This window comes from Mesorhizobium sp. B2-7-3, from assembly GCF_006440715.1.
Classification (GTDB): domain Bacteria; phylum Pseudomonadota; class Alphaproteobacteria; order Rhizobiales; family Rhizobiaceae; genus Mesorhizobium; species Mesorhizobium australicum.
Genome location: NZ_VFTY01000006.1, coordinates 340,085 through 366,587, shown reverse-complemented (window position 1 = coordinate 366,587; position 26,503 = coordinate 340,085). Strand labels below are relative to the sequence as shown.

Sequence of the window (26,503 nt, the reverse complement as noted above, 5' to 3'; positions counted from 1 at the left end):
GAGCGAGCCATGTCCGAAACCCTCGTCCCAAAGCCAATTAGCCTCAGCCGGAGACGTTTCATGACGGGCACGGTTTCGGCCGCTGCGGTCGCACCGCTCCTGTCTCCTGAGGCCAAGGCGGAGGAAGTGGCCGCGTCCCGTTCCAAGCTCCGGGAGCCGGTCGTCACCTCGCTTCGTATCAACAGGCAAGCTTACGAGCTTTCGCTCGACACCAGGACCAGCCTGCTCGACGCCTTGCGTGACCACGTTGGGCTGACCGGGACGAAAAAGGGCTGCGACCATGGGCAATGCGGTGCATGCACCGTGCTCGTCGACGGAAAACGGGTCCTCTCCTGCCTGAGCTTCGCGGTGATGATGCAGGGCAAGGATGTGACGACCGTGGAGGGGCTCGCCTCGCGCGACGGCGCCCTGCATCCGATGCAGCAGGCCTTTATCGACCATGACGCCTTCCAGTGCGGCTATTGCACGCCGGGCCAGATTCTGTCGGCCATCGGCTGCGTCAACGAAGGCCACGCCGGTTCCGAGGCCGATATCCGGGAATATATGAGCGGCAACATCTGCCGGTGCGCCGCATACCCCAACATCGTGGCCGCGATCGTGCAGGCTCGCGACGAAACCGGGAGAGCCTGACATGCGTCCTTTCGTTCTCGAGCAACCGGCCAACATCCCGGCGGCTATCGCCCTCGCTTCGAACTTTGCCGCGCCGGATCGGCCGCCGACTCAGTCAGACATGCAATTCATCGCTGGCGGCACCAATCTGGCCGACTACATGAAGCTCGACGTTGCCCGGCCGAACCGCCTGCTCGATCTCAATCGTCTCTCCGAGCCGGCGCTTCGGCAAATCCGCGTCACCACCGAAGGGGTTCGTTTCGGCGCGCTGGTGCGGATGGGCGAGGCGGCTGACGATAAAGACGTCAAGCTCCACTATCCGGTCATTGCCGACAGCCTCAGGCTGGCAGCCAGCGGCCAACTCCGCAACATGGCCAGCCTTGCCGGCAACGTGCTGCAACGGACGCGGTGCGAGTATTTCAGGGAGATCTCATGGGCCTGCAACAAGGGCCAGCCGGGTTCGGGCTGCGCGGCAATGGACGGTTTCAATAGGCAACACGCGGTGCTGGGCGTCAGTGACACCTGCATCGCCACCTATCATGGTGATTTCGCCCAGGCACTGATTGCCCTTGACGCCAACCTCCATGTCGAGGGTTCTGGCGGCGCGCGCGAAATCCGGTTCGCCAACCTGCATCGCCTGCCCGGCGATACCCCTCATGTCGAGACCGGCCTCGCCGCTGACGAGATCATCACCGCCATCGATGTGCCCGCGGGTCCTTGGACCCGGCGTTCCCGCTACCTTAAGGTTCGTGACCGCGAATCCTATGCCTTCGCCCTGGCTTCCGCGGCGGTCGCTCTCGACCTCGACGGCAACAGCGTCCGCGAGGCACGCATAGCCCTTGGCGGCGTCGCCACGGTCCCGTGGCGGGCGAGGGAAGCGGAAGCGGTCCTGCACGGCAAGATGCTGGACGAGGCAATGGCGCGGGCGGCCGCGGAGACGGCTTTCGCCGATGCCAGGCCGCGCGGCCACAATGCGTTCAAGATCGAGCTTGGCAAACGGACGCTGGTGCGGGCGCTCCTCGAAACCCGTGACATGAAGGTGTGATCATGAACGCAGCCGCTCCGCAGCCCAAGGAGAACATGGGTGCCCCGCTGCCGCGCATCGACGGGCGGCTGAAGGTGACCGGCCAGGCGAGTTATCCGGCGGACCTCGCGGCGGCCAATGTCGCCTATGGCGTGCTGGCCACCAGCAGTATCGCCAGGGGCACGGTGACGGCACTTCACCTGGACAATGCCCGAGCGGTGCCGGGCGTGCTCGACATCGTGACCTATGGCGACATGGACGCGGTGGACAAGCCGAAATTCGGCAATACCGCCGCCGCCTCGATCGCGCCGCTGCATGACCGGAAGGTCTTTCACGATGGGCAGATCATTGCCTTGGTGGTCGCCGAGACCTTCGAGGCGGCGGAGGAGGCTGCGCTGCTGATCCGTGCCGACTACGCCGAGGAGAAACCGAGTGCGGGCTTCGACAGCCCTGGAGCAACGACCATTGCCGCCGCGGGCAAAAGCCCGATGTTCAAGGAAGACGTCAAGGTCGGCGATTTCGATGTTGCCTATGCCGCTGCTCCGGTCAGGATCGATGCACGCTATTCGACACCAACGCAGCACCACAATCCGATCGAACTGTTTTCGACGACGGCAATGTGGCAGGGCGATCAACTCACCATTCATGAGCCGTCCCAGAACGTCACCGGCTGGAAGGCCGAACTTGCCAGGCAGTTGAAGATCGATCCGGCGAAGGTTCGCATTGTCAGCCCATACATCGGCGGCGCATTCGGCTCGAAGGGACCGATGACGGCCCGCACGGCGATCGTCGCGGTTGCGGCAAGGCGTCTCGGCCGGCCGGTGCGTTGCGTGGTCAGCCGCATGCAGGCGTTTGGTACACAGACCTATCGCGCCGAGACCAGGCACCGGATCCGCATGGGCGCCGACAAGGACGGCCGCATAACCGCTTTCGCGCATGAGGGCTGGGAGGTGACATCGCGCCCCGATCCCTACGTGGTCGGGGGAACGTCGGCGACCGGCCGCATGTATGATTACGGCGCGGTGCTTACGCACGTGTCGCTGGTCCAGGCGGACCGCAACACGCCCGGCTACATGCGTTCGCCTCCCGAGACGCCTTACGTCTATGCGCTGGAGAACGCCATGGACGAGATGGCGGTGGCCCTGGCCATGGACCCGGTGGAGTTCCGGAGGGTGAACGAGCCAAAAGCCGAGCCGATTGGGAGAAAGCCGTTCTCGAGCCGCTCGCTGATGCAATGCTACGATCAGGCGGCGGACGCGTTCGGCTGGACGAAACGGGACGCCAAGGTCGGATCGATGCACGACGGCGACTGGTTGATCGGCATGGGTTGCGCGACGGCAGTCTATCCGACCTCGTCGGCTCCCTGCGCTGCGCGCGTATGGCTGACCGTCGACGGCGATGTGCGCGTCCAGAGCGGCTCGCATGAAATCGGCACCGGCGTGCGCACGGTCGCCGGCCAGATGGCAGCAGAGCGCCTCGGTGTCGCCATGGACAGGGTGAGCGTCGAGATGGGCGACAGCACCTTGCCCCCGGCGCCCGTGTCGGGAGGGTCTATCTCCACGGCAAGCGTCTGTTCGGCGGTGCTCAAGGCCTGCGACGCGATCAGGACGAAGCTGTTTGCCGCGGCGATCGGCGAAGGTGGTCCGCTTGCCGGCGCCCACAATGAGGAACTGGATATCCTCGATGGCAAAATCATTGCCAAGGGCGGCGCTTCGGCAAAAGTCGGGGACGTCTTGAAAGCCATGCGGGTGGGGGCGATCGAGGAGTATGCCGAGTATGCGCCCAAGGGGGCGAGCCCCGAAGCGCTCAAGAAGCTCTATGCCGGCCAGCCGGAGTTTCACGGCGGCGAGCAGGACGAGGATTCGGTGAAATATGCATTCGGCGCGGAATTCGTCGAAGTTCGCATCAATCGCCTTACCAGGGAAATCCGCGTGCCGCGCATTGTCGGGGCCTTTGCCGCCGGCCGCATCATGAACACGCGCACGGCGCGCAGCCAGCTGATGGGCGGAATGATCTGGGGCATCGGCCAGGCGCTGCATGAGGCGACCGAGGTCGACAGCCGCTATGCCCGCTACGTCAATAGAGATCTGCAGGACTACCTCGTGCCGGTCAATGCCGACATCAAGGATCTCCAGGTGATTCTGGTTCCGGAGATTGACCACGAGGTCAATCCGGCAGGCGTCAAAGGCCTCGGAGAACTGGGCAATGTCGGCACGGCGGCCGCCGTTGCCAGCGCGGTCTACCATGCGACTGGCAAACGCATCCGCGATCTTCCGATCAGGATCGAGCAGCTTATCGTCTGATCTGGCCTACCCCATGGGCGGTCCGATTCACGAAATATTACGTGAGGGAACGTCCGGGCCGCCAGCGTCTTTGACCCTTGAGGCGGTTGATCGCCTCGCATAACTCAAAGGAGAAGAAGATGCCCAATCAAGGTGGTAGCCATGAGCAACATGTGAAAGCAGGCCAGCAGAGCCACAAGAACATGGACGATAAGAACCGCCGTCAGCAGCAGGCGGCCGGTGACAACCATCGCCAACAAGGCGGCGACAGCGCCGGCACGACGCGTGGCGGAACCCATGAACAGCATGTGAGAGCTGGCGAGCAAAGCCACAAGAATCGCTAGCAAACCTGTGTGGCTCCGTGCCCGTCCCGAGCGCTCGGGACGGGCTCTGCATGCGACCGTGCTGGGCAGAGCCGACCCGCACAGTTCGCCGAAAGAAAGAGAGACAGATTTGATGCCCGATCCGAGAGAACCCGACCCCAACCGCGACGTACCCATGCCGGCTCCCAATTGGAAGCCCAAGCCGATCGGCGAACCGGAGCCGGAAGGATTGCCCGATGAGGCGCCGTTACCCAATCCTGACGAGAACGAAGAGCCCCCAATGCACGCGGTCGGCTGAGCGGAATCCGCCCGTAGTTTGGTCACTCCTCGTCGAAGCGGCCGCCTTCCCTTGAAGGATCGCGTGACAGGACCGCTTCCTCGACATCGTCGGGCAATGCCTCGTCGCTTTCCTGGTAGGCGTTGTCGTCATCTTCCTCGGGCAATTCGCCGTCGGCCTCGTCTTCCACCTCGACGTCATCCGGAAGGATTTTCGCGCCTGCTAGCGCGTCCCAGTCCTGCTGCTCTACTGTGGGACCTTCAGTCTCCGTCGGGTCTTCCGTCTGAACTGCGGGTTGCTCTCTTTTGCGGGGGTCCATTGTCGTCCTCCGAAATCCGGGGAGTTTGCCCCGGATCGCCTGAAGCGCCCGGGGCAACAGCTCGCCAGCTAGGCGGCCTGTTCCAGGGCACGCTCGTTGACGCCACCCTCGCCAAGGCTGGAAAGTGCCTCGTCGGTCGCCGTCTCCTCCTCGAGAGTCTCGTTCAGGAGTTTGACCACGTCGCTCTTGCCTAGCTGTTCAGCCCAGGCGATCAGCGTCCCGTAGCGCGCGATCTCGTAGTGTTCGACGGCCTGCGCCGCCCCGACCAGCCCAGCATCCAGCGCGGGGTCGCCCTTGTATTCCTGAAGGATTTCCGAACCCTCCTCGATGATGCCGTCGATGGCCGGACAGGTCTTGCCCCGGGCCGGCTTGTCGAGGAGTTCGAAGATCTGTTCGAGGCGGTCGACCTGGCCCTCGGTTTCCTGCAGGTGTTTCTCGAATGCTGCCGAAACATCTTCGGATTCGGCGCCTTTTGCCATTTTCGGCAGCGCCTTCAGGATCTTCTTCTCGGCGTAGTAGATGTCCTTCAGCCCGTCGAGAAACAGGGCTTCAAGCCCTTTCGTTGCCGCTTTCTTCGCAGTCGCCATGATTGTCATCTCCAATTGTCGTGAAGCCCACCAGCGGTGTAGCTGGAGCACAACTTGCCGTGAGGACGGTTGTTCCAGCCATCTCGCAAAGAGGCGACCGCTGCGTCGGCTCTCATCGCGACCGGGCTTCGCAAGCGCGTCCGCGGCACGAACTCCGTCACTGGATCTGTTGCATGGTGCATTGACGCGGCGCCTTGTCCGGCCGCCAGCGCACCAGTTTGGTGCCATGCCGGAACCTGTCGCCGGTGACATGGTCGAAGCGGACCTCGACCACCAGTTCCGGCCGCAGGGGCTCCCATTCGCCGCTGCGCTGCGTGCTCCAGCGGCTAGGCCCGCCCGGCGCCTTGCCGGTGAAGCCGGGTCCGCCACGCAGCTTTTCCAGCTTTCGGGTGACGCCAGCCCGGTCATCCCTGCCGATGGTCGAGGTAAAGCCGACATGGTCGAGCTTGCCCCTATCGTCGTAAAGGCCGAGCAGGAGCGAGCCGACCTCCTTGCTGCCGGTCAGATAGCGGAATCCTCCAACCACGCAGTCGGCCGTACGCAATCGTTTGACCTTGACCATCGCGCGTTCCCCGGGGCGGTAGGGGTCGGCCAGCAATTTGGCGACCACGCCGTCGGTGGAACCATGGCCGGCTTCCTCAAGCCAGCGTCTGGCGGCCGCCGGATCGGTCGTGCTGGGCGAGAGCCGCAAGCCGGGCTCGGCGCAGTCCTGAACGAAGCCCTCGACCGCCCGGCGTCGTTGCGACAACGGCTCACCGAGCAGGATCGTGCCGCCCGGCGCGACCGGCATGTCGAACAGGATCAGCCGGGCAGGCGTCTGCGCGCTCAGCTTGCGGATGCGGCTTTCGGCTGGGTGAAGCCGCATCTGCACCGCGTCGAAAGAAAGCTGGCCTTCGAGCTCGATGACGATCTCGCCATCGACGACGAAATTGCGGGCCTCGACCTGCCGCAGCATGGCGACGAGCTCCGGGAAGTAACGGCCGAGAGGCTTGCCGGATTTGGCGCGCAAGTCGACATCCGTGTCGCCTTTGAAGGCGAGGCAGCGAAACCCGTCCCATTTGGGCTCGTATTGCCAAAAGCCCTCCCCATCCGGCAGAGCGTCGGCTGCCTTGGCCTCCATGGGGGGCGTGTTCAGGGGTAGGGCAAAGCTGTCCGTCATTGCCTTGTCGCTTTCTGGGGCACGCGCCGGCGGCGAAGCCCGCCAACCGACACCCGCGGCAGCTTCAGGCCCCGAGATCGATCAAAGCCACGCCGAATTCGGCTCTCTTGCGGCGGCGCAGGTGACCCGGCGCTTCCACCACGGTGATTTCCAATGTCGGCCGAACGGTGCCTTCGAGCAGATGGCCGCCTTTGGTCGTGCCGTCGCTCAAGCCAAGCACCGCGTGGACATGAAGGCTTGGCTTGCCATCATCGCCCGTCGCGACATCACCGATCGCGCTCAGGACCTCGCATTGTTCGTCGATCGGGATTTTTCGATAGCTCTTCGCCTCCAGGTCGAACCAACCGACGGTGGCCCGTTGGAACGCGCCGATCGCCGTCAGGGAGGCGCTGCCGATCTTCTGCTCGACCGCGAAGCTGGTCAGTGCCGCGAACGCTTCCTCGCCCGGGTCGAGCACCACGACAAATGTCCGTTGGCCATTGGCCTCGTTGATGAGTCGCGATTTCATGCCGGCGTCCAATCCTCGCGGTCGGTCAGTGGGCGTGGTGTTCGGCGTTCCTCTTGCGGGTCGCCGCCGCCTTCTTTGCCGATTCGGACCGGCTGGCGGCCGATCGGGAAGCGGACGCCTTTCCGCCGCTTTTGCCGCCCTTGTGCGCCGCTGGGTGACCTGTGTGCTTGCCACGCCCGGAGCCGCCTTCCTTCTTGCCGCCACCATCGTCCTTGTTGACCGTCGCCCATGCGCGCCGCTCGGCTTCCTTGTCGGAGACGCCACGCTTCTCGTAGCCTTCGGCAATATGGTCGGCCTTGCGTTCCTGCTTGTCGGTGTATTTGGATTTATCGCCTCGGGGCATGATCGTTTCTCCTTCTCGATGGAGGTTGAACGCCAAGTCGGCGCCCGGGTTCCAATCGCGGTCAGCCTTGCCCGACACACCCTGTCGCGGCGGCTGTTGCAACCAGGCAGGTTTAACCGATCGCGAACCTGACCACCGCCGCCAGGATCAGGATGCCGACCAGTCCTGCCACGAAGATGATCCGGCGCGTGCGGGTTCGCAGGATGATCTCGCCTTGCGAAGCCTGGCGCGCGGAGAAGACAGGTCCATTTTCGCCGCGTCCGTCTTTGTCGTCTTTGCCATGCCGGTCGTCGCTCATGACCGCCTCCTGTCGGGCTGTTACGCCTCTGGCGCCGTCGCGGGTGCCGTGTAGCGCCGCCGAACGGCATCGAGCACCCGTTTGCGGCTCTCGTCCGCCGAAAGCTTGCTGTCCTTTTCCGCCTCGGCGGTTTCGCGGGCGAGGTCCTTGTCCCTGATCTGGTGGCGGAACCATTTCGAATAGTCGCCCGCGCGCAAATGGAACTCCCAGGTCTTGTCGTCTATGCCTTCGGCCATCTGAGCAAAGATCATCAGATTATGGGCCCTGAGGTTCATCGCGTCGTCGGGACCGCGGAAATAGAAGCTGCCGGTCTCATCGAGTTGACCCTCGGCATATTTGCGGCTGTGGCGCTTGAGCGACTGGCGAGGTTCTATGACCTTGACCGTTGTGAGTTTTTTGCGCGCCCCCGGCCGCCAGAACAGAACCCGATCGCCCTTGGGCGTGGGAATGTCCTTCGGCGGCTCGATGCCGGTCTCATGGCAGAAGGTCTTCACCACGTCCTTCGCCTTCGGGCCAAGGGCGATGACGGCCGTCATCAGGCGCAGGGCGTCGGTCGAAATCGCCTCGGGATGGACGGTGATCAGGATCGTGCCCGGCAGTTCCAGGGAGAGCACGGCGCGGGTGTCGTCGCGCCGCTTCGGAAGAAGATGGTGCGCTTCGTCGATGACCAGCCAATGCGGCCTTGCGGTGCGGCGACGGAAACTGCCAAGGCCAGGCAGCAGGTCGGCAAAGAAGTCTGGCCGTTCGTTGACACGCAGCGCCAGCCCGTTGACGACGACATTGCTGTCGGCCTTGGCGATCAGGTCGAGCACCTGCGCCTTTGTCGGCGCGCTCGATGCATCCCCCAGCCGAACGGCGCCCTCGAGGCCGTCATAGTCACCCTCTGGATCGAAGACGCAAAATTGAAATTGGCTGTCGACGAAGCGTTCCGTCAGTGCGGTGGCCAAAGTGGATTTGCCGATGCCCGAACTGCCGGCGATGAGCACGCTTTCGGTCGGCGACAGATAGATGTCATCGCCACCGGACGATCCCAGAACAATCCCGCCATGACGCTTCGGCACGATCCCGTGGTCGCTTTTTATCAGCTTGGCGATCAGTTCCTCGACGCCTTTGCCGCGTGCGCCGCGCGTGACCAGGTCCGCGGTGCTTTTGACCGCGGGAATGGCATTGTCGACCGCAACGCTGCAGCCGCAGGCCTTCAGGAAGGCGTGATCGTTCTCGGCGTCGCCGATACCCACAACATTGTGCGGCGACAGGTGAAGGTCCTCGAGCGCGGCCGCCAGACCGGTGGCCTTGTTGACGCCGCTCGGCAGGATCATCACCGCGCCCTTGTTGAAGATGATTTCGAGTTCGAGCCCCATCTTCTTGATGACCTCGAGCACGGTCGCCTGATGCGGTTCCCAGGTGGCGACGATCGACCGTCCCACGGAAAGTGGCTTCACCCCCTGCTTTTTCAGCCTGGCGACGAATTCGGGCTCCGGCGATGGTGAGATCGCCCGCTCTTCCTCGCTGGCCGGTGTGTAGATCAGGGCGCCGTTTTCGGCGACGACCTTGTCGAACAGGCCGACATCGGGAAACACGCGCTTGAGGTCGGGCAACTCGCGGCCGGTGACCAGAAGCAGTTTACGTCCACTTTTCTTGAACCGCTCCAGTGCCGCGAGCGTCTTGTTGGAGACCGTCCCGTCATGTGCGAGGGTCCCGTCATAGTCGGTCGCCAGGGCAATGAAATACATTGCGCTGACCTCAGTAGCCGCCGACGATCGGCAGGATCTCGCCGGTGATGTAACTCGAACAGTGCGGGGAGGCGAGGAAAACATAGGCGGGAGCCAGTTCCTCCGGTTGGGCCGGCCGTTTCATCGGCGTGTCGGCGCCAAATTTCGAGACGTCGTCGGCTTCCTTGTCGGACGGATTGAGCGGTGTCCAAACCGGGCCGGGCGCGACCGCGTTCACCCTGATGCCCTTGGCGATGAGGTTGCCCGAAAGCGCGCGCGTGAAAGCATGGATGCCGCCCTTGGTCATCGAATAGTCGACCAGCTGCTTCGAGCCTTCTATGCCGGTAACCGAACCCGTGTTGACGATCGCCGAGCCCGGCTTCATGTGGGGCACGGCTTCCTGCGCCATATGGAAATAGCCATAGAGATTGGTCTTCAGCGTCGTGTCGAAATGTTCTTCGGTCAGGTCGCCGAAGTCGCTGGAATGGATCTGGAAGGCGGCGTTGTTGACCAGCACGTCGATGCGGCCGAATGTTTCGACCGTGGTCGCCACGGCATCGTGGCAGTCCTGGCGTTCACTGACGTCGGCCTTCAACAGGATGCAGCGTCGGCCTTCTTTTTCGACAGCGGATTTTGTCTCCTCGGCATCCCTGTCCTCGGCCAGGTAGACGACTGCGATGTCGGCGCCTTCGCGAGCGAACAAAACCGCGACCGCGCGGCCGATACCCGAATCGCCACCAGTGATGAGAGCCACCTTCCCTTCGAGTTTATTTGATCCGACATAGTAGGGTGCATCGTAGAGCGGAGCAGGCTCGATCGTCGCTTCATGCCCGGGTTTCGCCTGATGTTGCTTGGGGAAGGGCGGCTCGGGATAGGGGCGCGCGCCTGCCTGCATGGCGTGCTCCGCCTTTCCGTTGCGCTTCGATTTGTCCTTGGCATCGATCCCGCGCTGGATATGGCGCTGCTTGGCGACTTCACCGGCCGTTTGTGACTTCGTCTGCATGGTCGTCTCCTCGGCTGAAGAAAGTTCAACGCGCGGCAGACCGGCGGTCTGCGCGGCGCATGGCTTGTCAGAAGGTATCGCCCCCGTCCGCGTCAGTCCTTGACATAGGCGCCGGGTTGGCGGCCCGACCTTGGAGCCTTCGCGTCCTTCGAGTGCTCGGAGATCGCCGGGCCCGCGCCGGATGTCTTCTCCGTTGCGGGGCTGGGCGTCGCCTTGCGAGGCGGGTTCTGTCCTTCTGACTGGTGTGTCTCTTCATTTGTCTGATCCGCCGGTCGCGTAAGCCCCATTCCGCCTGCCGGCGGCTTGTTGCCCGCTGCGTCAACCGAGAAATCATCGTTCGGATCCGGGCCGGTCCTGGCGGGATACTTCCGTGCGCCCGTTTCATATTCGGTTCTGTCGCGTGCCATGGCTTCCTCCGTATTTGGCTGAACGGAAAACAGCCGCCGGGCGATCAGGTTCCGAACAAACGGTGATGGTCCCCCTTTTCGCCACCGGTCGCATCGCCCTTCGCGTGCGACGGCTGCCAAGTGCATCTGGATCGGGTGACGTCATCATCCGGCATGCAGGCGGGCGATCTGGCTCCCCGGGAGAAAAATCTTTTCCGATTTCCTCCCACGGCGACCGTGAATTCCTTTTGTTCGGCAGCAATGTCTATAAAAACTATGGACATTGGCAAACTGGTTCGAAAAGATCACAGGGCATCCATCATGACCAATCCGGCCATTGTCGGCTTCTCCGGCAATTTCACGCGGCCCTCCAAGACCCGTGGCTTCGTGGACCATATCGTGACGGAGATCGCCGGACGATACGGCCTCGCCGCCAGCACCCATGACATCGTCGATCTCGGTCCCAGCCTTGGCAATGCCAAAGCCACTCGGGACCTGGACGAGCAGGCCCGCGCCGTCCTCGAGCGGATCCTGACCGCCGATGTCCTGGTGGTCGGCTCGCCCACCTACAAAGGCAGCTATACCGGGCTGTTCAAGCATTTCTTCGATCTCGTCGATCCGGCGGCCCTCAGGGGCAAGCCGGTGCTGCTGGCGGCGACCGGCGGCGGCGATCGCCATGCATTGATCGTCGAGCATCAGCTGCGGCCGCTGTTCGGCTTTTTCGAAGCCTTTGCGCTGCCGACGGCCATATACGCCTCGGAGAAAGATTTCGCTGATGGCGTGCTGGCATCCGAAGCGATCCAGGCCCGCATTGGCCTCGCCGTGGACGATGTCGGTCTGGCGCTCTTCGGCCGGCAGCACGCCAGGATAGCCGCCGAGTAGCGTGCTCGGAACATATCCCGCTCCGACCGCTGGCGCGCTGAGGCGCTTGGCTGAAGCCGGCCGTTGAACGCGCCTGCGCGCCGCAGGGCGACTTGCAGTGCACGGTCGCAAATCAGCGGGCGCTGATGCTCCGCATGCATGGACGACCACGCCCGAAGATTGTCCGCTGCCAAGACCGGAGCATAGCGGCGTGCTTTTCCGTTACCGGCCGAACCAGTCCTTCACCCGGCCCGAAAGGATCGCCGCTCTGACGCCAAGCGGCCAGAAGCGGTGGAGCCGGATCGGCTTCAGCCCCGATATCGGCATCGGGAAGGGAATGGTCTCGTCGCCGCGAAGGCGGTTTGCCAGCGCATTGCCCATCGCCGAGGCCATGGCAACACCGCGGCCATTGTAGCCAAGGCAGATCAGCACGCCGTCTTCCGGCTCGTGAACGTGTAGAAGATGGTCCTTGGTGACCGCGACCCGGCCGTTCCAGCCATGTGTCCACCCCGTTCCAGCAAGCGCCGGCCAGAGCCGTAGCGCATAGTCGGTGAGATAGCGGATGGCCAAAGCATCGCCGATGGGCCTCATCGGTCCCCGTCCGCCCATGAGGAGCCGGTTCTGGACGTCGATGCGGTAATAGACGGTGATGTTGCCGGCTTCGTAGACGACCGGCCTTTCGGGAAGAATTGCGGCCGCGACCGTGGGCGACAGCGGTTCGGTCGCCGCGATGGCGCTGAACACCGGAACCAGCGACTGCTCCAGGCCAGGCCACAAGTTTCCCGTGTAGCCGTTTGTCGCCACAAGGACCTTCTCGGCGCTGACGGATCCGTTTGCGGTCTCGAGGAGCCAGCGCCCGGCCTGCCTGCTGAGCGAGAGAACCTCGCTGCCGCCAAATATCCGCGCGCCGGCCTTCCGCGCGGCGGCCGCCAGGCCACGCGCGTATTTCAAGGGATGGAGGTCGCCGCCGCGAGCATCGAACATGCCGAACATGTATCTGTCCGTGCCGGTTCGCGCCGCCATCGCTTTTGCGTCAAGCAAGCCGACCGGCATCCCCCGCCGCTCGCATTGGTTGGCCGTGGCCCGCACCGCGGCTGCCGGCTGCGGCCGGATGGCCGCGCGTATGGTGCCGTTCTGCCGGACCTCGCAATCGATCGACAGGCGCTTGATCAGGCTGAAGGTGAAATCCGGAGCACCGTAGGAGAAGTCGATCATCCGCGACCCCAGCTCGGGGCCGAACATGGCTTCGATCGTGTCGGGATCGTATTTGAGGCCGGGATTGACCTGGCCGCCATTCCTGCCCGAGGCTCCCCATCCCGGCTGATAGGCCTCGAGCACGCAGACGTCGTCGCCGGCTTCCGCCAGATGCAAGGCAGTCGACAGGCCGGTCAAGCCAGCGCCGACAATGGCGACCCTTGCCCGCTGCGCGCCGGCAAGGGAGGGGTAGTTGCCGGGGCCGCCAGCCGTATCGCGATAGAGGCTCCGGGGCGGGCTGCTTTCGTTCATGGACGAGGCTCTCACGACAAGGCGGCCGGCTCGAGGGGCACGATAGCTTTCAATGGCCGATATCCCGCACGCGGGCAGACCCAGACTTTCGTGTCGGGTACGCCAGGCAATTCTGCTTGCTTTCGGGAGGTTACGACATTTGCGACAGGGCTGCCGCCCGTGGCATCTCGTATGAAGAGCCAACTACGTGATCCTGGTGCGGCGGCTGACGTCACGTTATCGCAATCAGCTTTGTTTGTATATGCTTGTATATGTAAGTCGATCTGGTAGTCTCTGGGCTATGGAGCGGCCAAGGAGGATCACATGCGCGACGCTTCTCTTTTCGACCTCTCCGGCAGGAAGGCGCTTGTCACCGGCGCCAGCCGTGGCATTGGCCGCAGCATCGCCGGGGCGCTGAGCGCGGCCGGCGCCGACGTCGCGGTCACGGCGCGTAGCCTGGACTCGCTTGACGAGACGACGGCGGCCATCCGCGCGGCCGGCGGGGTTGCGCACGCCATTGCGCTTGACGTGACCGATGTCGACCAGTGCCGCACGGTCATCGCCGAGGCAGCCCGCCTGCTTGGCGGCTTCGACATTCTCGTCAACAATGCCGGAGTGGAAGAGGTCCGGCCCTCGCTCGACGTTGACGAGCCGCTGTGGGACCGGATCGTCGATACCAATCTCAAAGGGGCGTTCTTCTGCGCCCAGGCGGCGGCACGGCAGATGCGGGACGCCGGGCGGCCCGGCGCCATCATCAACCTCTGCTCGTTGACTTCAGAAGTCGGCATTCCGACGGCGGTGCCATACGGCTCGTCCAAGTCGGGCCTGCTCGGCATGACCCGGGCGCTGGCAGCGGAATGGGCGCAGCTTGGCATCAGGGTCAACGCCATCGCCCCGGGCTATTTCAGGACGGCGATGACGGAGGTGTTCTACGCCGACGAAGCGTGGCGGCAATCCATGCTCGCCAAAATCCCGCAGCATCGTTTCGGCGATCTGCGCGACTTGCACGGCGTCGCCGTGTTCCTTGCTTCGGATGCCTCAGCCTACATTACCGGCCAGTCCATTCCGGTGGATGGCGGTTTCCTCGTATCGATCTGAGGCGGCTCGCCCAGGTTAGAGAACAAAGTCTTCCGCAATGTGACCGGTCGGCGCATTGCTCTGAACAGAAGGAGCACCCATGTCAGACATCAGCTTCCACGATCTGTCATCCCTCGATACCACGCAACGGGCCGGTCTGCTGAAACGCGCCGAAGGCGATCTGTCGGCCTTCGTCGAAAAGGTCCGCCCGATCATCCAGGCCGTCAGGGAAGAGGGTGACGCCGCCCTGATCCGTTTCGCCAGGGAGTTCGACAAGGCCAATGTGAGGGAAGGCGGACTGAAAGTGTCGGAAGCGGAGTTCGATGCGGCCTTCGACAAGGTCGAGAAGGAAGTCGTGGAGAGCATCAGGTTCGGCATCGAGAATATCAGGCATTTTCATGAGGAGCAGAAGCCGGAGACCATGTGGCTCAAGGAGATCCGGCCGGGCGCCTATGCCGGCGACCGGTATACGCCCATCGCATCGGTCGCGCTCTACGTGCCGCGCGGCAAGGGCGCCTTTCCATCGGTGACGATGATGACGTCGGTTCCGGCTGTGATTGCCGGCGTGCCGCGGATCGCGATCGTGACGCCGCCAACCTCGGATGGTTCGGTGGACGCGGCCACGCTGGTCGCCGCTCGCCTTGCTGGCGTCGGGACCGTCTACAAATGCGGCGGTGCTCAAGCCGTTGCCGCCATCGCCTACGGCACCGAGACGGTGAAGCCGGCGCTCAAGATCGTCGGCCCGGGCAGTCCCTGGGTGGTGGCGGCCAAGAGCGTGCTGTCCTCGATCATCAATACGGGCCTCCCGGCCGGACCGTCAGAAGCCATCATCTTTGCCGACGACAGCGTCGACGGAGGCCTTGCCGCGCTCGATCTGCTGATCGAAGCCGAGCACGGGCCGGATTCTTCAGCCTATCTGGTGACGCACAGCCGCAAGGTCGCCGAAGCAGCCCTTGCTGCACTTCCCGACCACTGGTCGCGGATGACCGAACAGCGTGTGGAATTCTCGCGCGCGGTGCTGACCGGAAAGCGCGGCGGCATCGTGCTGACGGCGTCGCTGGAGGAAAGCTATCGCTTCATCAACGACTACGCGCCCGAACATCTGGAAATCCTGTCGAAGGAGCCGTTCGCGCATCTCGGCCACATCACCGAGGCGGCCGAAATCCTCATGGGTCCGCATACGCCGGTAACCATTGCCAACTTCGTCCTCGGACCGAATGCGGTGCTGCCGACCAGCCGCTGGGCGCGAACCTATGGACCGCTTTCGGTGACGGATTTCGTCAAGCGCTCCTCGGTCGGCTATGTCACCTCGGCCGCCTATCCGGAACTGGCGCAGCATGCCCGCCGGCTCGCCCGCTACGAGGGCTTCAGCTCGCACGAAAACGCGGTCTCGGAGATCCGCGACCGCTATCTCGCCGGCTGAGCGGAGACGATCGCGATGAAGGCGGCACGACTTTATGGACCGGGCGACCTGCGCGTCGAGGACATCGCCGCGCCGGGTATTCCGGATGCCGGCTGGGTAAAGCTCAGGGTCGATGCCGCCGGCATCTGCGGTTCGGACCTGCACAATTTCCGCACCGGCCAATGGATAAGCCGGGCGCCCTCGACGGCGGGCCACGAGTTGACCGGCACGGTGATCGCGCTGGGCGAGGGCGTCGATACCATTGCCGTCGGCGACAGGGTCGTCGCCGATTCCCGTTTCTGGTGCGGAGACTGCGCGCAATGCCGTGCCGGCAAGCGGCATCTCTGCGCTGCGCTGGGCTTCGTCGGCGAAATCTGCGATGGCGGCTTTGCCGAACAGGCGGTGTTGCCCGCACGTCTGCTGCATGTCATCGATGCGAGCCTTGACGAGAGCGTCGCGGCGATGGCCGAGCCGCTTGCCGTCGCGCTGCACGCGGTGCGGCGTCTGCCGAAGACGGCAGGTTCGGTTCTGGTCATCGGCTGCGGGCCGATCGGCGGTCTTGCCGCGCTGTTGCTTTCGCGAACCTTCGCCGGCACGGTGCTTGTCGCCGACCGCAACCAGGCGCGCTGCGCCCGCGTGGCGCGGGTGACGGGCGCCACGATCGTCGATCTCGACCGCGAGGCCATTGCAGCCGCGACCGCCAATGTCCCGTTGCTGGCGGCCATCGAGGCGACCGGCAGCATCGCGGCGTTCAGCCAGTTGCTCGGCGTTCTCGATCCTGGTTGTGCGATAGCGATGGTCGGCATCTTCCATGGCCGCCTCGACATCGACCCCAATGTTCTTGTCGAACGCGAGATCGCGTTGCTCGGATGCCATGCTTTCGCGGACGAATTGCCAGACGCTGTCCGGATGCTGGGTGAGCTGAGTGAACCGCTGCTGGCCCTGGTCGATTGCGAGATCGGTCTGGACGACATCCCAGCCGCCTATGAGCGGCTGTTGGCGGGAAGCAGCGATGGCTTGAAAACAATCATCCGCATGCGGCAACCTGCCGGAAAGGATTTTTGAAATGATCGATTTGCCCGACACGGCAAGCCCCCTCTACGAGAAGGTGAAGGACTATATCCTAACCAATATCGGGACGGGCCGGTGGGGCAAGGACCGCAAGCTGCCGTCCGAGAATGAGCTAGTGGCGTCACTGGGCGTGTCGCGGATGACGGTCCACCGGGCTCTGCGGGAGCTGACCTCGGCGGGATTCCTGATCCGGCTGCAGGGTGTGGGAACATTCATCGCGCCGCCCCGGCCGCAGTCGACGCTGATCGAGATCAACAATATCGCTGCGGAGATCGTCGAGCGCGGCAACAGCCACCGCTCCGAAGTCCTCGTTCTCGAAACGATGATGCCGAGCAAGGAATTGGCACTGTCGTTCGAGTTTGCGAAGCGGGTTTCGATCTATCACTCCGTCGTCGTCAATTTCGAGAACGACTTGCCGGTGCAACTGGAGGAGCGTTTCGTCAATCCGGGCCTGATCCCCGACTACGACAAGCAGGACTTCACCAAGACAGCGACCTATGACTACCTGATGCAGAAGACGCCGGTGACCGAGGTCGAGCATATCATCTCCGCCATCCCGGCCGACAAGGAGGCCGCACAGCATCTCGGCATCGATGTCGGCAGTTGCTGCCTTCTCCTGCATCGCCGGACATGGACGGGGGCCATCGTGGCCACGATCAGCAAGCTGACCTATGCCGGCAGCCGCTACTCGCTCGGCAGCCGCTACTCGCCTTCCAAAGCGAGCTGAAGGCGACGGGAGCGAGCTGAAGGCGACGGGCCAATGCAAGCCGCCGAGCTGGATCAACCTGAAATTTGAGTCTCTCCAACTTGTATATGCATGTATGTATTTCAGCCTTGACATCCGCTGCCGCTGCCGCTGAAATATGTCAGCGCTTCAACCATGAAGTGGCGGGCAAGACGCCGAGGCACAGTGCCGCAAGAGCAGAACCCCGCAGTCTCACCAGACCGGATGCCTGGGTAAAAAGCGGTCTGATCATCAAGGGGAACGAAAGATGACGCTTAACCTAGCAGGACAATTTCGCGCGCTCGTGATGGCCGCCGCGATCGGGCTCGCCACCGCCCCGGTGGCCCACGCAGCCGATGCTGCCATCCCGACGGCACCTGAAGCTGGATCGTTCAAGATAGGCATCGAGCCCTGGCTTGGATATGGTCAATGGCACGTCGCCGAGGCCAAGGGACTGTTCAAGACAAACGGTCTGTCGGACGTCCAGATCGTCAACTTTGCCGAGGACAAGGACATCAACGCGGCGCTCGCAAGCGGCCAGCTCGACGCCGCCAACATCGCCACCCACACGGCGATGGGCATGGTTGCGGCCGGTCTGCCGGTGAAGATCGTGCTGCTGCTCGATGTCTCCATGACCGCCGACGCCATCGTCGCCGGCAAGGATGTCACCTCCATCGCCGATCTCAAGGGCAAGCAGGTCGCTTTCGAGGAAGGCACGACGAGCGACATCCTGCTCAAATACGCGCTCGCCAGGAACGGCATGTCGGTCGCCGATATCCAGCCGGTTCCGATGCCTGCCGCCGACGCCGGCGGCGCCCTGATCGCGGGCCAGGTGCCGGTCGCGGTCACCTACGAGCCGTACCTCACTGTCGCCATGGCGCAGAACAAGGACGTCAAGCTGCTGTTCACCGCCGGCGAGGATCCCGGCCTGATCAGCGACGTGCTGGTGGTGCGTGACGAGGTGATCAAATCGCGACCCGGCCAGGTGCTGGCCATGATCAAGAGCTGGGACGCCGCGCTCAAGGATTATAACGCCGACACCCCCGGCGGCCGCGCCATCATCGCCAAGGCGGTCGGTTCCGACGTCAAGGACCTCAACACCGCTTTCGACGGGGTGCGCTACTATTCGCTCGCCGAAAACAAGACGGCGCTCACCGGCGAGTTTACCACCAAGACATTCGCCGATGTCGAAGCGGCCGCCAAGAACGCCAAGCTTCTGCAGGCTGATGTGACGCCGGAGCAGATGATCGATCCGTCCTTCGTCAAGGCGGCGCAGTGACGAGATCCGGATCGGGGTGGTAACGCGGATGTCCGGGGAGCCTCCCGCGAAAACCGGCTTGGCCCGCCCGGCACGAGCGCCCGCCGCAACACAGGCAAGGCGACGCCGATCCTCCGGGATCGGCGTGCCCATCGCCCGGTCGCGTTTCCTTGCGATAGCGGTGGCCGTCTTTGTTGGCCTTGGCCTTGCCTGGTGGGCAGCGACCGGGCTGGGATGGGTGAAACCCATCTTCCTGCCGTCGCCGGGCAGCGTTGCGACCCAGATCGCCAAGCTCGCCGCCGACGGCACCTTGTGGCTCGACCTCAGGGCTTCGATGTACCGCATTTCCATCGGCTTCCTCCTCGCCTCGGCACTGTCCATACCGATCGGCGTGCTGATCGGCAGTTTCCGTTCCTGGGAGGCGGCCATCGAGCCGCTGGTCGATTTCATCCGCTACATGCCGGTTGTCGCCTTCGTGCCGCTCTCCATCCTGTGGGCCGGCACCGGAGATACCCAGAAATTCCTGATCATCTTCATCGGCACTTTCTTCCAGCAGGTGCTGATGATCATGGACAATGTGAAACGGGTTCCCGCCGACTTCATCGGCCTTGGGCGCACGCTCGGCCTGCCGGACCGCAAGATCCTGACGCGCATCGTCGTTCCCAGCGCCTTGCCGGGCATCTGGGACACGCTGCGCATCAGCCTCGGCTGGGCATGGACCTGGCTGGTGCTGGCCGAGCTCGTCGCGGCGACATCCGGCCTCGGCTATCGCATCACCGTGTCGCAGCGCTATTTCCAGACAAACACCATCATCGGCTACATCCTGCTGCTTGGCGTGCTTGGCCTCATCACCGATCAGGTCATGAAGGCCCTGGAGAAGGTGCTGTTTCGGCAGGAAGGCCACCAGCAATGAGGAACCGCCGGTGACTGTTCCCAAATTGCGCATCGCCGGTCTCGACAAGAGCTTCGGCACCGGCGAGCGGCGCACGCAAGTGCTGCGGGACATCAATCTCGACCTCGCCGACAACGAGTTCGTCTCCCTCGTCGGCACGTCGGGCTGCGGCAAGAGCACGCTGCTGTCGATCGTCGCTGGACTGCAGGATTTCGACGCCGGCGATCTCAGCATCGATGGCGCGCCGATCCTGCAGCCGGGCCTCGACCGTGGTGTTGTCTTCCAGTCCTATACGCTGCTCCCCTGGCTGACGGCGCGGCAGAACATCGAGTTTGCTCTCAAGGCCGCCGGCTATGATCGCGCCGCCTGCCGCGAGATCGCGCTCGAGCATCTCGACCTCGTCAAGCTCTCGCAAAGCGCCGATCGCTTCCCGTCCGAACTGTCGGGCGGCATGAAGCAGCGCGTCGCCATCGCGCGCGCTCTCTCCTATCGCCCCAAAATGCTGCTGATGGACGAACCCTTCGGCGCGCTCGATGCCTTGACCCGACACCAGATGCAGGAACTGCTGACCCAGATCTGGGAGGAGCACCGGCTCACGGTGCTGTTCGTCACGCATGACGTGGAGGAGGCCGTTTATCTATCGGACCGCATCGTCGTCATGGGGATCGGCCCGGGACGCATCATGCAGACCTTCAACGTCGACATCGAGCGCCCGCGCCGGGAAGAGGTCATGGAGACCCCGGCCTTCATGGACTTGCAGCGCGGCGTGCATAAGGCCATCCGCGAGGCGTCGAGACGTCCCGAAATGGCGTGATGCCAGCAACCTTCGTCGGCTCCGGCGAGGCGTTAGGGGCCGTGGGGACCGCACAGGCCGAGCGTCCACTGGATGGTTCCACAGAAGTCGTCGGCACGGCCCCGGTAACTGCCGTAGCCATTGTAGTAGCTGTCCATCCAGTCGTTATTGTCGGCCGAATTCTCGCCGGTCCAGCCCCTGCCGACCCAACCGTCACGGTGGCCGCGTCTGCGGTTCGCGGCGTGCGCGTGGTCATTATGGGCGGCGTTGACGCGGACATAATGGTGCCTGGTGACGGCGGCATCGGCCACAGCGGAAAACGGGACGGCGCTCGCGGCCAACAACACCACGAGGGAGCCGAGGAATACGCTTCGCTTTCTCATCAGCATGTCTCCTTGCCATTCGAGACATATGGGAAAGAACGCCCGCCTCGCTGCACACGTTCCTTCACGAAATCGGGACGGCGCCCGCTGAAATGGGCAGTGTTTGTCCGCGGCACTCGCGGTGCCGGTCAAGATTTGTTGACTTCCAGCGAAGCGGAAATGACTACCGCTCGCCGATTTGCCGGATCACAAGAGGGCCTGCGATCAGGCCCGGCTGGCCGGCAAGGCAATCTTGCCTTTGAACCGGGACAAGCCACTTTGGCCGATAGAAGCCATCTGCATGACGGAATTGACCAGAGCATTGGAACAGCCTCAATTTGCCACCGAGCGCGACCCGAGGCTGCGGCTGATCATTCCGATCATCGTCGCCATCGCGTTTTTGATGGAGCAGCTCGATTCCACCATCATCACCACCGCGATCCCGGCAATAGCGCAAAGTCTCGACACGACGCCGGTCCGTCTGAACCTTGCGATCACCACCTACATCTTGACGCTCGCCGTGTTCATCCCGGTCAGCGGTTGGTTTGCCGACAGGTTCGGCGCGCGCAGGGTGTTCGCGCTGGCGCTTTTCACCTTCACCCTTGGCTCGGCGCTGTGCGGCATGGCCGACAGTTTCGGCATGCTGCTGGCGATGCGTGCCCTGCAGGGGCTGGGCGGCGCCATGATGACGCCGGTCGGCCGGCTGATCCTGCTGCGCAGCTTTCCGCGCAGCGGCCTGATCACCGCCATGACCTATATGACCCTGCCGGCCATCATGGGGCCGGTCATCGGGCCGCTGCTCGGCGGCCTGCTGACCACCTACGCGTCGTGGCGCTGGATATTCTATGTCAACGTGCCGTTCGGCTGCCTTGGTATCGTTGCCGCGCTGCGCTTCGTCGACGACTTCCATGGCGAGGCGGTGCAGCGTTTCGATGTCCCGGGCTTCCTGATGGTGGGGTTTGGCGTGGCACTACTGCAGTTCGGGCTGGAGAATATCGGCCGGCCGGTCATTCCCGGGTCCGCGACGGTGCTGGTGTTGGCCGCGGCCGCGTTGCTGCTGCTTGCCTTCGGGCGCTATGCACGCCGCGTCGTGGCGCCGGCTGTCGACCTGACGCTGTTTCGGTTCCGCTCGTTCTGGGTCGGCACGCTGGCGGGCGGCCTGTGCCGCGTCGGTCTCAACGGCGTGCCTTTCCTGGTGCCGCTGATGCTGCAGGTCGGCTTCGGCATGAGCCCAGTCACATCAGGCTCGCTGACATTCGTCGGCAGCTTTGGGGCGCTGCTCATGCGGCCGCTGCTGTCGCCGCTGCTGCAGCGCTTTGGCTTCGGTGTGGTGCTGGTCGGCAGCGCGCTCGTCGGCTCCGCCACCGTGGCGGGCTTCGCCCTGATGGGTCCCGATACGCCGCATTGGCTGATCGGTTTCTATGTCTTTCTGTTCGGCATCGTCCGCTCGGCGCAGTTCATGACATCCAACACCCTGTCCTACGCCGATCTTCCGGCCGACAAACTCAGCCGCGCCACTAGCCTTGGCGGTGTGCTGCAGCAGCTCAGCGTGTCGCTTGGCGTCTCGATCGCCGCCATGCTGCTGGGCCTGATTGCGGGCGAAAGCCATGTCCTGACGCCGGAACGCTTTCATCAGGTGTTCCTGCTGACCGCGATCATCCCGCTGCTCTCGATTCCGGGCTTCCTGTACCTGCGCGCCGAAGACGGCGTTCAAGTTAGCGGCCACATCAAGGGATCTCGCAAATAGGTCGTGTCGGAGGCATCAGGCAATCCGTCGGCTCGCACCCTGCCGGCACCGGCTCACGTCGCTTTGCCGACCGAAGCGTCCATTCCCATGTCTTCCTCGAAAATGTCGTCGAAGGAAGCGTAGTTCATGTTGTAGAGGCGGGCGTAAAGACCTTTTCTCTTCATCAACTGTTCATGGTTGCCGTTTTCGACGATCTCGCCATTCTGCAGTACGATGATGCGGTCGGCGCCCCTTATGGTCGCCAGCCGGTGCGCGATGACCAACCCGGTGCGCCCTTCGAGCAGCTTGACCAATGCCTTTTGGATCAGCATCTCGGTGTAGGAATCGATGCTGGCGGTGGCTTCGTCGAGCACCAGGATCTTGGCGTCGGCCACCAGCGCCCGCGCGAAGCTGATCAGCTGGCGCTGACCGAGCGAGAGATTGCCGCCGCGCTGCTCGAGTTCGGTGTCGTAGCCGTCAGGCAGTTGCTCGATGAAGTCGTGCGCGCCGACGGCTTGTGCGGCGCGGACCACCTCTTCGCGGCTGGCGCCGGTCTTGTGATAGCGGATGTTCTCCAGCACCGTGCCGGAGAACAGGAACGGCTCCTGCAGCACCATGGCTACCTGATCGCCGAGCGAATCCTGCGTCAGGTCGCGCACGTCATGGCCGCCGACCAGGACCTCACCCGACCAGACATCGTAGAAGCGGTGCACCAGCGCCATCGAACTCGACTTGCCTGATCCGGTCGGCCCGACAAGCGCGACCGTCTCGCCCGGATTGACGCGGAACGAGATGTTCTTCAGCACCGGCTGGTTCGGCCGGTAGCCGAAGGTGACATTCCGGAACTCGACCGAACCGTCCATGTCGCGCGACAGCGCCACCGCATTTTCCTTGTCGCTGACATCCACGGGCACGTCGAGCACTTCGGAAATGCGCTGGCCTGACGCCATGGCGCGCTGCATGACGCTGTATTGCATGGTGAGCGAGCGGATCGGGTCGAAGAAGCGCTGGATGTAGAACAGGAACGCCACCATCACGCCGATATCGAGACTGTGCGACAGCACCATCGACCCGCCGACGACGATCACGGTCGCCATGGCGATGCCCGTCAGTGTGTCGACGATCGGCACCATCACCTGCGCATATCTCGCCGACCGCAGATGGGCGTTGAGATTGGCCAGCACCTTCTCGTCATAGAGATCGAAATTGACGTGCTGGCGCTCCAGGCTCTGCACCGTACGCACGCCGTGGATGCCTTCGGCCAGCGCCCCGTTGGCGATGGAGTTGGTCTCGTGCGCGGCCATGAAGGCGACCTTGGCGCGCGGCAGCCAGAACAGGCGCACGATGAACAGCGCCGGCATGGTCGACAGCGTCAGCAGCCCGAGCCGGAAGTCCAACCACAGCAGGACGGTGACGATGCCGAACAGAAGCACGATGTCGCCAACCGACATCACGGACGTCTCGAGGAATTCCTGCATCGAATTGACGTCGCCCTGCAGGCGCGACATCAGCCGGCCGACCTCGGTCTTGTCCATGAAGCCCAGAGAGACACGCTGCAGGTGGCTGAACATGGCGCGGCGCAGGTCGGACAGCACGTTCTCCGCCACCTTGCCGACGACGCTCTCCTGGACATGGCTGGCGGCGTAGTTGATGAGGATGATCACGGCAAAAGCGGCGATCGCGGTGATCATCACCGAACGGTCGAGCCTGCCTGGCGCCATGCCGTGATCGATGGCGTAGCGGATGACCAGCGGGATCGCCAACTGTGTCAGCGTGAACACCAGCACCGCCGCGACCGAGATGAAGATCCGGCCCCGATATGGTCTGACGAAGCTCCAGATGCGCCTGACGATTCGTGGATCGTAGACCTTGCCGAAGACCTCTTCCTCATCGCGGTGCGAGCCGACGACGGCCTTGGTCGGGCGTCGGCTTGTATCTTCCTTCTCGTCGTCCTGCGTCGACATCAGGCGGCTCCCTCGAGCCGATCGTCGTCCGGCCGCAACTGCAGGTCGTAAAGCGCGCGGTAGCGTCCGCCGAGCGCCAGCAATTCCTCATGCGTGCCGCGCTCCACGATCCGGCCGCCCTCGACGAACAGGATCTGGTCGGCATGCATCAGCGAACTCAGCCGATGCGAAATGATGAGCGTCACGCGATCCCTGGCGAAGCGCTTCATCGCCGCCCGGATCCGCTGCTCGGTGCCGGCGTCGACCGCGGCCGTGGAATCGTCGAAGACCAGCACCGATGGTCTTAACATCAGGCTGCGCGCGATGGTCAGGCGCTGCCGCTGGCCGCCGGAAAGCGAGGCGCCGCGTTCCCCCACGACCGTGGTGTAGCCGGCCGGAAGCCCGATAATGTAATTGTGCAGCTGGGCATACTCAGCGGCCTGGCCGATGCGGGTCTCGCGCGCCCAGGGATTGCCGTAGGCGATGTTGTTCTCGATCGAGGTGGTAAACAGGAACGCATCCTGCTGCACGACGCCGACCGCCTTGCGCAGCGATTGCAGCGTGACATTGCGGATGTCCTGTCCGTCGATGGTGATCGCGCCCGAGGTCACGTCGTAGAAGCGCGGGATCAGGTGCGCGATGGTCGACTTGCCGCTGCCTGGCGGCCCGACGATGCCGACGGTCTCGCCGGGCCTGGCTTCGAAGGAAACGCCGGAAAGCGTCGGACGCTCGCCCGCGCCCTGATAGCGGAAACCGACATCGTCGAAGCGCAGCACGCCCTCGGTGATGACGAGCTCCCTGGCGTCGGGCGCGTCCTTGATGTCGAGCTCAGCGTCGAGCAGTTCGAACAGCCGCGTGCCGCAGGTCGAGGCGCGCGCGAAGGAGTTGACCATCAGGCCGAGCTGGCGCACCGGCATCTGCAATATGGTCATGAAGGTGAGGAACTGGGCCAGCGTGCCGACGCTGATCTGACCCGCGATCACCTTCTGTCCGCCGAACCACAGCACCAGGCCCATGGCGGCGAGGAAGGAAAAATTCATGGCGCTGGTGTTCGAGACGCGGATGTCGACGCGCTCATTGGCTAGGTCCAATGCGTCCCGTTTGGCACGGTCGAATTTTGCCAGCTCATGCCGTTGAGCCGCGAAGGCGCGCACGACACGGATGCCGCCGAGATTCTCGTCCATCACCCGGCTCAGCACTGACAGCCGCTCCTGCAGCGTCAGCCAGGTGCTGCGCAGTCGGAGCTGCGTCACTGACGAGCGCCAGGCAACAAATGGCACGAAGCTGAGGCTCAACAATCCGAGCACGAGATCGGTGCTGATCAACAGATAGGCGCCGACACCGATCAGGACGCCAAGCAGCACCACGCGCAGGATACCGGTCGAAAAGAACATGCGCACGCCGTCGAGGTCGAGCAGCCCGAGGGTGATGAGATCGCCGGTATGGACCTTGTCGTGGAAGGAAAAGCTCAGCCGCTGGATCTTCTCGTAGAAGGCGAGCCGCAGCTCATAGCCTGTCCGGTGGCCGACGGCTTCGCCATAGTAATTCTGCGCCATGGTGAAGAGGCCGCGCAGGATGCTGACGACCAACAGCGTCAGCGCCGTATTCCACAGCGCCCGCTCGGCCGCGGTGCCGGCGCCCGCCGCCATCACCCCTTGCGCCTGGTCGATGGCGCGCCCCAGGAGACGCGGAATGAAAAGCTGCAGCGTCGCCGCGATAAAGGTCGAGATGAGGGTGATGGCAACCTGCCAGGGATGGCGCAGCGTCATGCGCACGATGCGCAGCAAGGTGCTGAGGCCCTTGCCCCAGGAGGCTTCCGCCACATGGGCAAATGATTTGCCGCGCTTGGCAGCGCTGGTCGCATCAGTGTGCAAGGAAATACCAGACCAATCCGGACATTAGCCCGAACGAATGTAGCAGACTCAATCAGATAGCGCGATTTTACGCGCGTCCGACCTGCCCGTTCAAGGGACCAATGGCGGCATCGCACTGTACCTGAAACCGGCAAGATCGTGTCGCAACTCGCCGCTGGTCTGCCGCCGGTGATCGATCTCGCGCCGTTCCCGGCGGATAGGTTCT

The 26,503-nt window shown here is 63.8% G+C and carries 25 protein-coding genes; 13 read left to right on the top strand and 12 right to left on the bottom strand.

Annotated features, from left to right (window positions below; genetic code table 11):
- Positions 1-9: 9 nt before the first annotated feature.
- From FJW04_RS16560 to FJW04_RS16545, 4 genes are all read left to right on the top strand, one after another.
- The gene (locus tag FJW04_RS16560) at positions 10-630 is read left to right on the top strand and encodes a (2Fe-2S)-binding protein (RefSeq protein ID WP_015319114.1); all 621 of its coding nucleotides are present in this window, start codon (positions 10-12) and stop codon (positions 628-630) included.
- Between the two features lies 1 nt (position 631).
- Positions 632-1,654, top strand: coding sequence for a xanthine dehydrogenase family protein subunit M (locus FJW04_RS16555; protein WP_140715347.1), 1,023 nt, complete (start codon positions 632-634; stop codon positions 1,652-1,654).
- 2 nt (positions 1,655-1,656) lie between these two features.
- Positions 1,657-3,936, top strand: a complete 2,280-nt coding sequence (locus FJW04_RS16550; protein ID WP_140715345.1) for a xanthine dehydrogenase family protein molybdopterin-binding subunit — start codon at positions 1,657-1,659, stop codon at positions 3,934-3,936.
- A gap of 119 nt (positions 3,937-4,055) precedes the next feature.
- The gene (locus tag FJW04_RS16545; protein WP_140661611.1) at positions 4,056-4,259 is read left to right on the top strand and encodes a hypothetical protein; all 204 of its coding nucleotides are present in this window, start codon (positions 4,056-4,058) and stop codon (positions 4,257-4,259) included.
- Between the two features lie 299 nt (positions 4,260-4,558).
- Here the strand turns inward: FJW04_RS16545 and FJW04_RS16535 are convergent, their stop codons facing one another.
- The 8 genes from FJW04_RS16535 to FJW04_RS16500 form a co-directional block, all read right to left on the bottom strand.
- Positions 4,559-4,834 (bottom strand): hypothetical protein, encoded by a 276-nt coding sequence (locus tag FJW04_RS16535; protein ID WP_015319109.1) that lies wholly within the window; start codon positions 4,832-4,834, stop codon positions 4,559-4,561.
- Positions 4,835-4,902: 68 nt separating this feature from the next.
- Positions 4,903-5,421 (bottom strand): ferritin-like domain-containing protein, encoded by a 519-nt coding sequence (locus FJW04_RS16530; protein WP_015319108.1) that lies wholly within the window; start codon positions 5,419-5,421, stop codon positions 4,903-4,905.
- A gap of 157 nt (positions 5,422-5,578) precedes the next feature.
- Positions 5,579-6,580 carry an ATP-dependent DNA ligase gene (locus FJW04_RS16525; protein WP_140715343.1) on the bottom strand — a complete coding sequence of 334 codons (1,002 nt, stop codon included), beginning with the start codon at positions 6,578-6,580 and terminating at the stop codon, positions 5,579-5,581.
- Between the two features lie 64 nt (positions 6,581-6,644).
- On the bottom strand, positions 6,645-7,088 hold the full coding sequence (locus tag FJW04_RS16520; RefSeq protein WP_140715506.1) for a PPC domain-containing DNA-binding protein: 444 nt from the start codon (positions 7,086-7,088) through the stop codon (positions 6,645-6,647).
- A gap of 25 nt (positions 7,089-7,113) precedes the next feature.
- Positions 7,114-7,431: a hypothetical protein gene (locus FJW04_RS16515; RefSeq protein WP_015319105.1), complete on the bottom strand. Its 318-nt coding sequence runs from the start codon at positions 7,429-7,431 to the stop codon at positions 7,114-7,116.
- A gap of 112 nt (positions 7,432-7,543) precedes the next feature.
- Positions 7,544-7,729: a hypothetical protein gene (locus FJW04_RS16510; protein ID WP_140617515.1), complete on the bottom strand. Its 186-nt coding sequence runs from the start codon at positions 7,727-7,729 to the stop codon at positions 7,544-7,546.
- A 20-nt stretch (positions 7,730-7,749) separates the two neighbouring features.
- Entirely contained in the window at positions 7,750-9,462 is a 1,713-nt protein-coding gene (locus FJW04_RS16505) for an HAD-IIB family hydrolase (RefSeq protein WP_140661608.1), read from the bottom strand.
- Between the two features lie 10 nt (positions 9,463-9,472).
- Positions 9,473-10,444 (bottom strand): SDR family oxidoreductase, encoded by a 972-nt coding sequence (locus FJW04_RS16500; RefSeq protein WP_140617513.1) that lies wholly within the window; start codon positions 10,442-10,444, stop codon positions 9,473-9,475.
- Between the two features lie 707 nt (positions 10,445-11,151).
- On the opposite strand from FJW04_RS16500, the gene msuE reads away from it, so the two are divergent.
- On the top strand, positions 11,152-11,712 hold the full coding sequence (gene msuE, locus FJW04_RS16490) for an FMN reductase (RefSeq protein ID WP_140617612.1): 561 nt from the start codon (positions 11,152-11,154) through the stop codon (positions 11,710-11,712).
- 201 nt (positions 11,713-11,913) lie between these two features.
- Here msuE and FJW04_RS16485 read toward each other — a convergent pair whose 3' ends face one another.
- Complete coding sequence (locus FJW04_RS16485) at positions 11,914-13,197, bottom strand: FAD-binding oxidoreductase (protein WP_140715341.1); 1,284 nt, start codon at positions 13,195-13,197, stop codon at positions 11,914-11,916.
- Positions 13,198-13,500: 303 nt separating this feature from the next.
- Between FJW04_RS16485 and FJW04_RS16480 the strand changes: the two genes are divergently transcribed.
- The 7 genes from FJW04_RS16480 to FJW04_RS16450 all read left to right on the top strand — a co-directional run bounded on the left by FJW04_RS16480 (position 13,501) and on the right by FJW04_RS16450 (position 20,414).
- Complete coding sequence (locus FJW04_RS16480; protein WP_140715339.1) at positions 13,501-14,274, top strand: glucose 1-dehydrogenase; 774 nt, start codon at positions 13,501-13,503, stop codon at positions 14,272-14,274.
- A gap of 79 nt (positions 14,275-14,353) precedes the next feature.
- Positions 14,354-15,676, top strand: a complete 1,323-nt coding sequence (gene hisD, locus FJW04_RS16475; RefSeq protein ID WP_140715337.1) for a histidinol dehydrogenase — start codon at positions 14,354-14,356, stop codon at positions 15,674-15,676.
- Between the two features lie 15 nt (positions 15,677-15,691).
- The gene (locus FJW04_RS16470) at positions 15,692-16,720 is read left to right on the top strand and encodes an alcohol dehydrogenase catalytic domain-containing protein (protein ID WP_140715335.1); all 1,029 of its coding nucleotides are present in this window, start codon (positions 15,692-15,694) and stop codon (positions 16,718-16,720) included.
- 1 nt (position 16,721) lies between these two features.
- Complete coding sequence (gene hutC / locus FJW04_RS16465) at positions 16,722-17,453, top strand: histidine utilization repressor (protein WP_140617508.1); 732 nt, start codon at positions 16,722-16,724, stop codon at positions 17,451-17,453.
- 265 nt (positions 17,454-17,718) lie between these two features.
- A complete protein-coding gene (locus tag FJW04_RS16460) occupies positions 17,719-18,729 on the top strand; it encodes an ABC transporter substrate-binding protein (protein ID WP_140715333.1) in 1,011 nt (336 codons plus the stop codon).
- Positions 18,730-18,757: 28 nt separating this feature from the next.
- Positions 18,758-19,621, top strand: coding sequence for an ABC transporter permease (locus tag FJW04_RS16455; RefSeq protein WP_041163526.1), 864 nt, complete (start codon positions 18,758-18,760; stop codon positions 19,619-19,621).
- A 10-nt stretch (positions 19,622-19,631) separates the two neighbouring features.
- Entirely contained in the window at positions 19,632-20,414 is a 783-nt protein-coding gene (locus FJW04_RS16450) for an ABC transporter ATP-binding protein (RefSeq protein ID WP_140715331.1), read from the top strand.
- Positions 20,415-20,446: 32 nt separating this feature from the next.
- Here FJW04_RS16450 and FJW04_RS16445 read toward each other — a convergent pair whose 3' ends face one another.
- A complete protein-coding gene (locus tag FJW04_RS16445; protein WP_140715329.1) occupies positions 20,447-20,776 on the bottom strand; it encodes a hypothetical protein in 330 nt (109 codons plus the stop codon).
- A 280-nt stretch (positions 20,777-21,056) separates the two neighbouring features.
- On the opposite strand from FJW04_RS16445, the gene FJW04_RS16440 reads away from it, so the two are divergent.
- A complete protein-coding gene (locus FJW04_RS16440; RefSeq protein ID WP_140715327.1) occupies positions 21,057-22,502 on the top strand; it encodes a DHA2 family efflux MFS transporter permease subunit in 1,446 nt (481 codons plus the stop codon).
- Positions 22,503-22,555: 53 nt separating this feature from the next.
- Here the strand turns inward: FJW04_RS16440 and FJW04_RS16435 are convergent, their stop codons facing one another.
- Together FJW04_RS16435 and FJW04_RS16430 are read right to left on the bottom strand one after the other, a co-directional pair.
- Positions 22,556-24,445 (bottom strand): ABC transporter ATP-binding protein, encoded by a 1,890-nt coding sequence (locus tag FJW04_RS16435; RefSeq protein WP_181172958.1) that lies wholly within the window; start codon positions 24,443-24,445, stop codon positions 22,556-22,558.
- Positions 24,445-26,298, bottom strand: a complete 1,854-nt coding sequence (locus tag FJW04_RS16430) for an ABC transporter ATP-binding protein (RefSeq protein WP_140715323.1) — start codon at positions 26,296-26,298, stop codon at positions 24,445-24,447. The genes FJW04_RS16435 and FJW04_RS16430 overlap by 1 nt, the downstream gene beginning before the upstream one ends.
- Between the last annotated feature and the right edge of the window lie 205 nt (positions 26,299-26,503).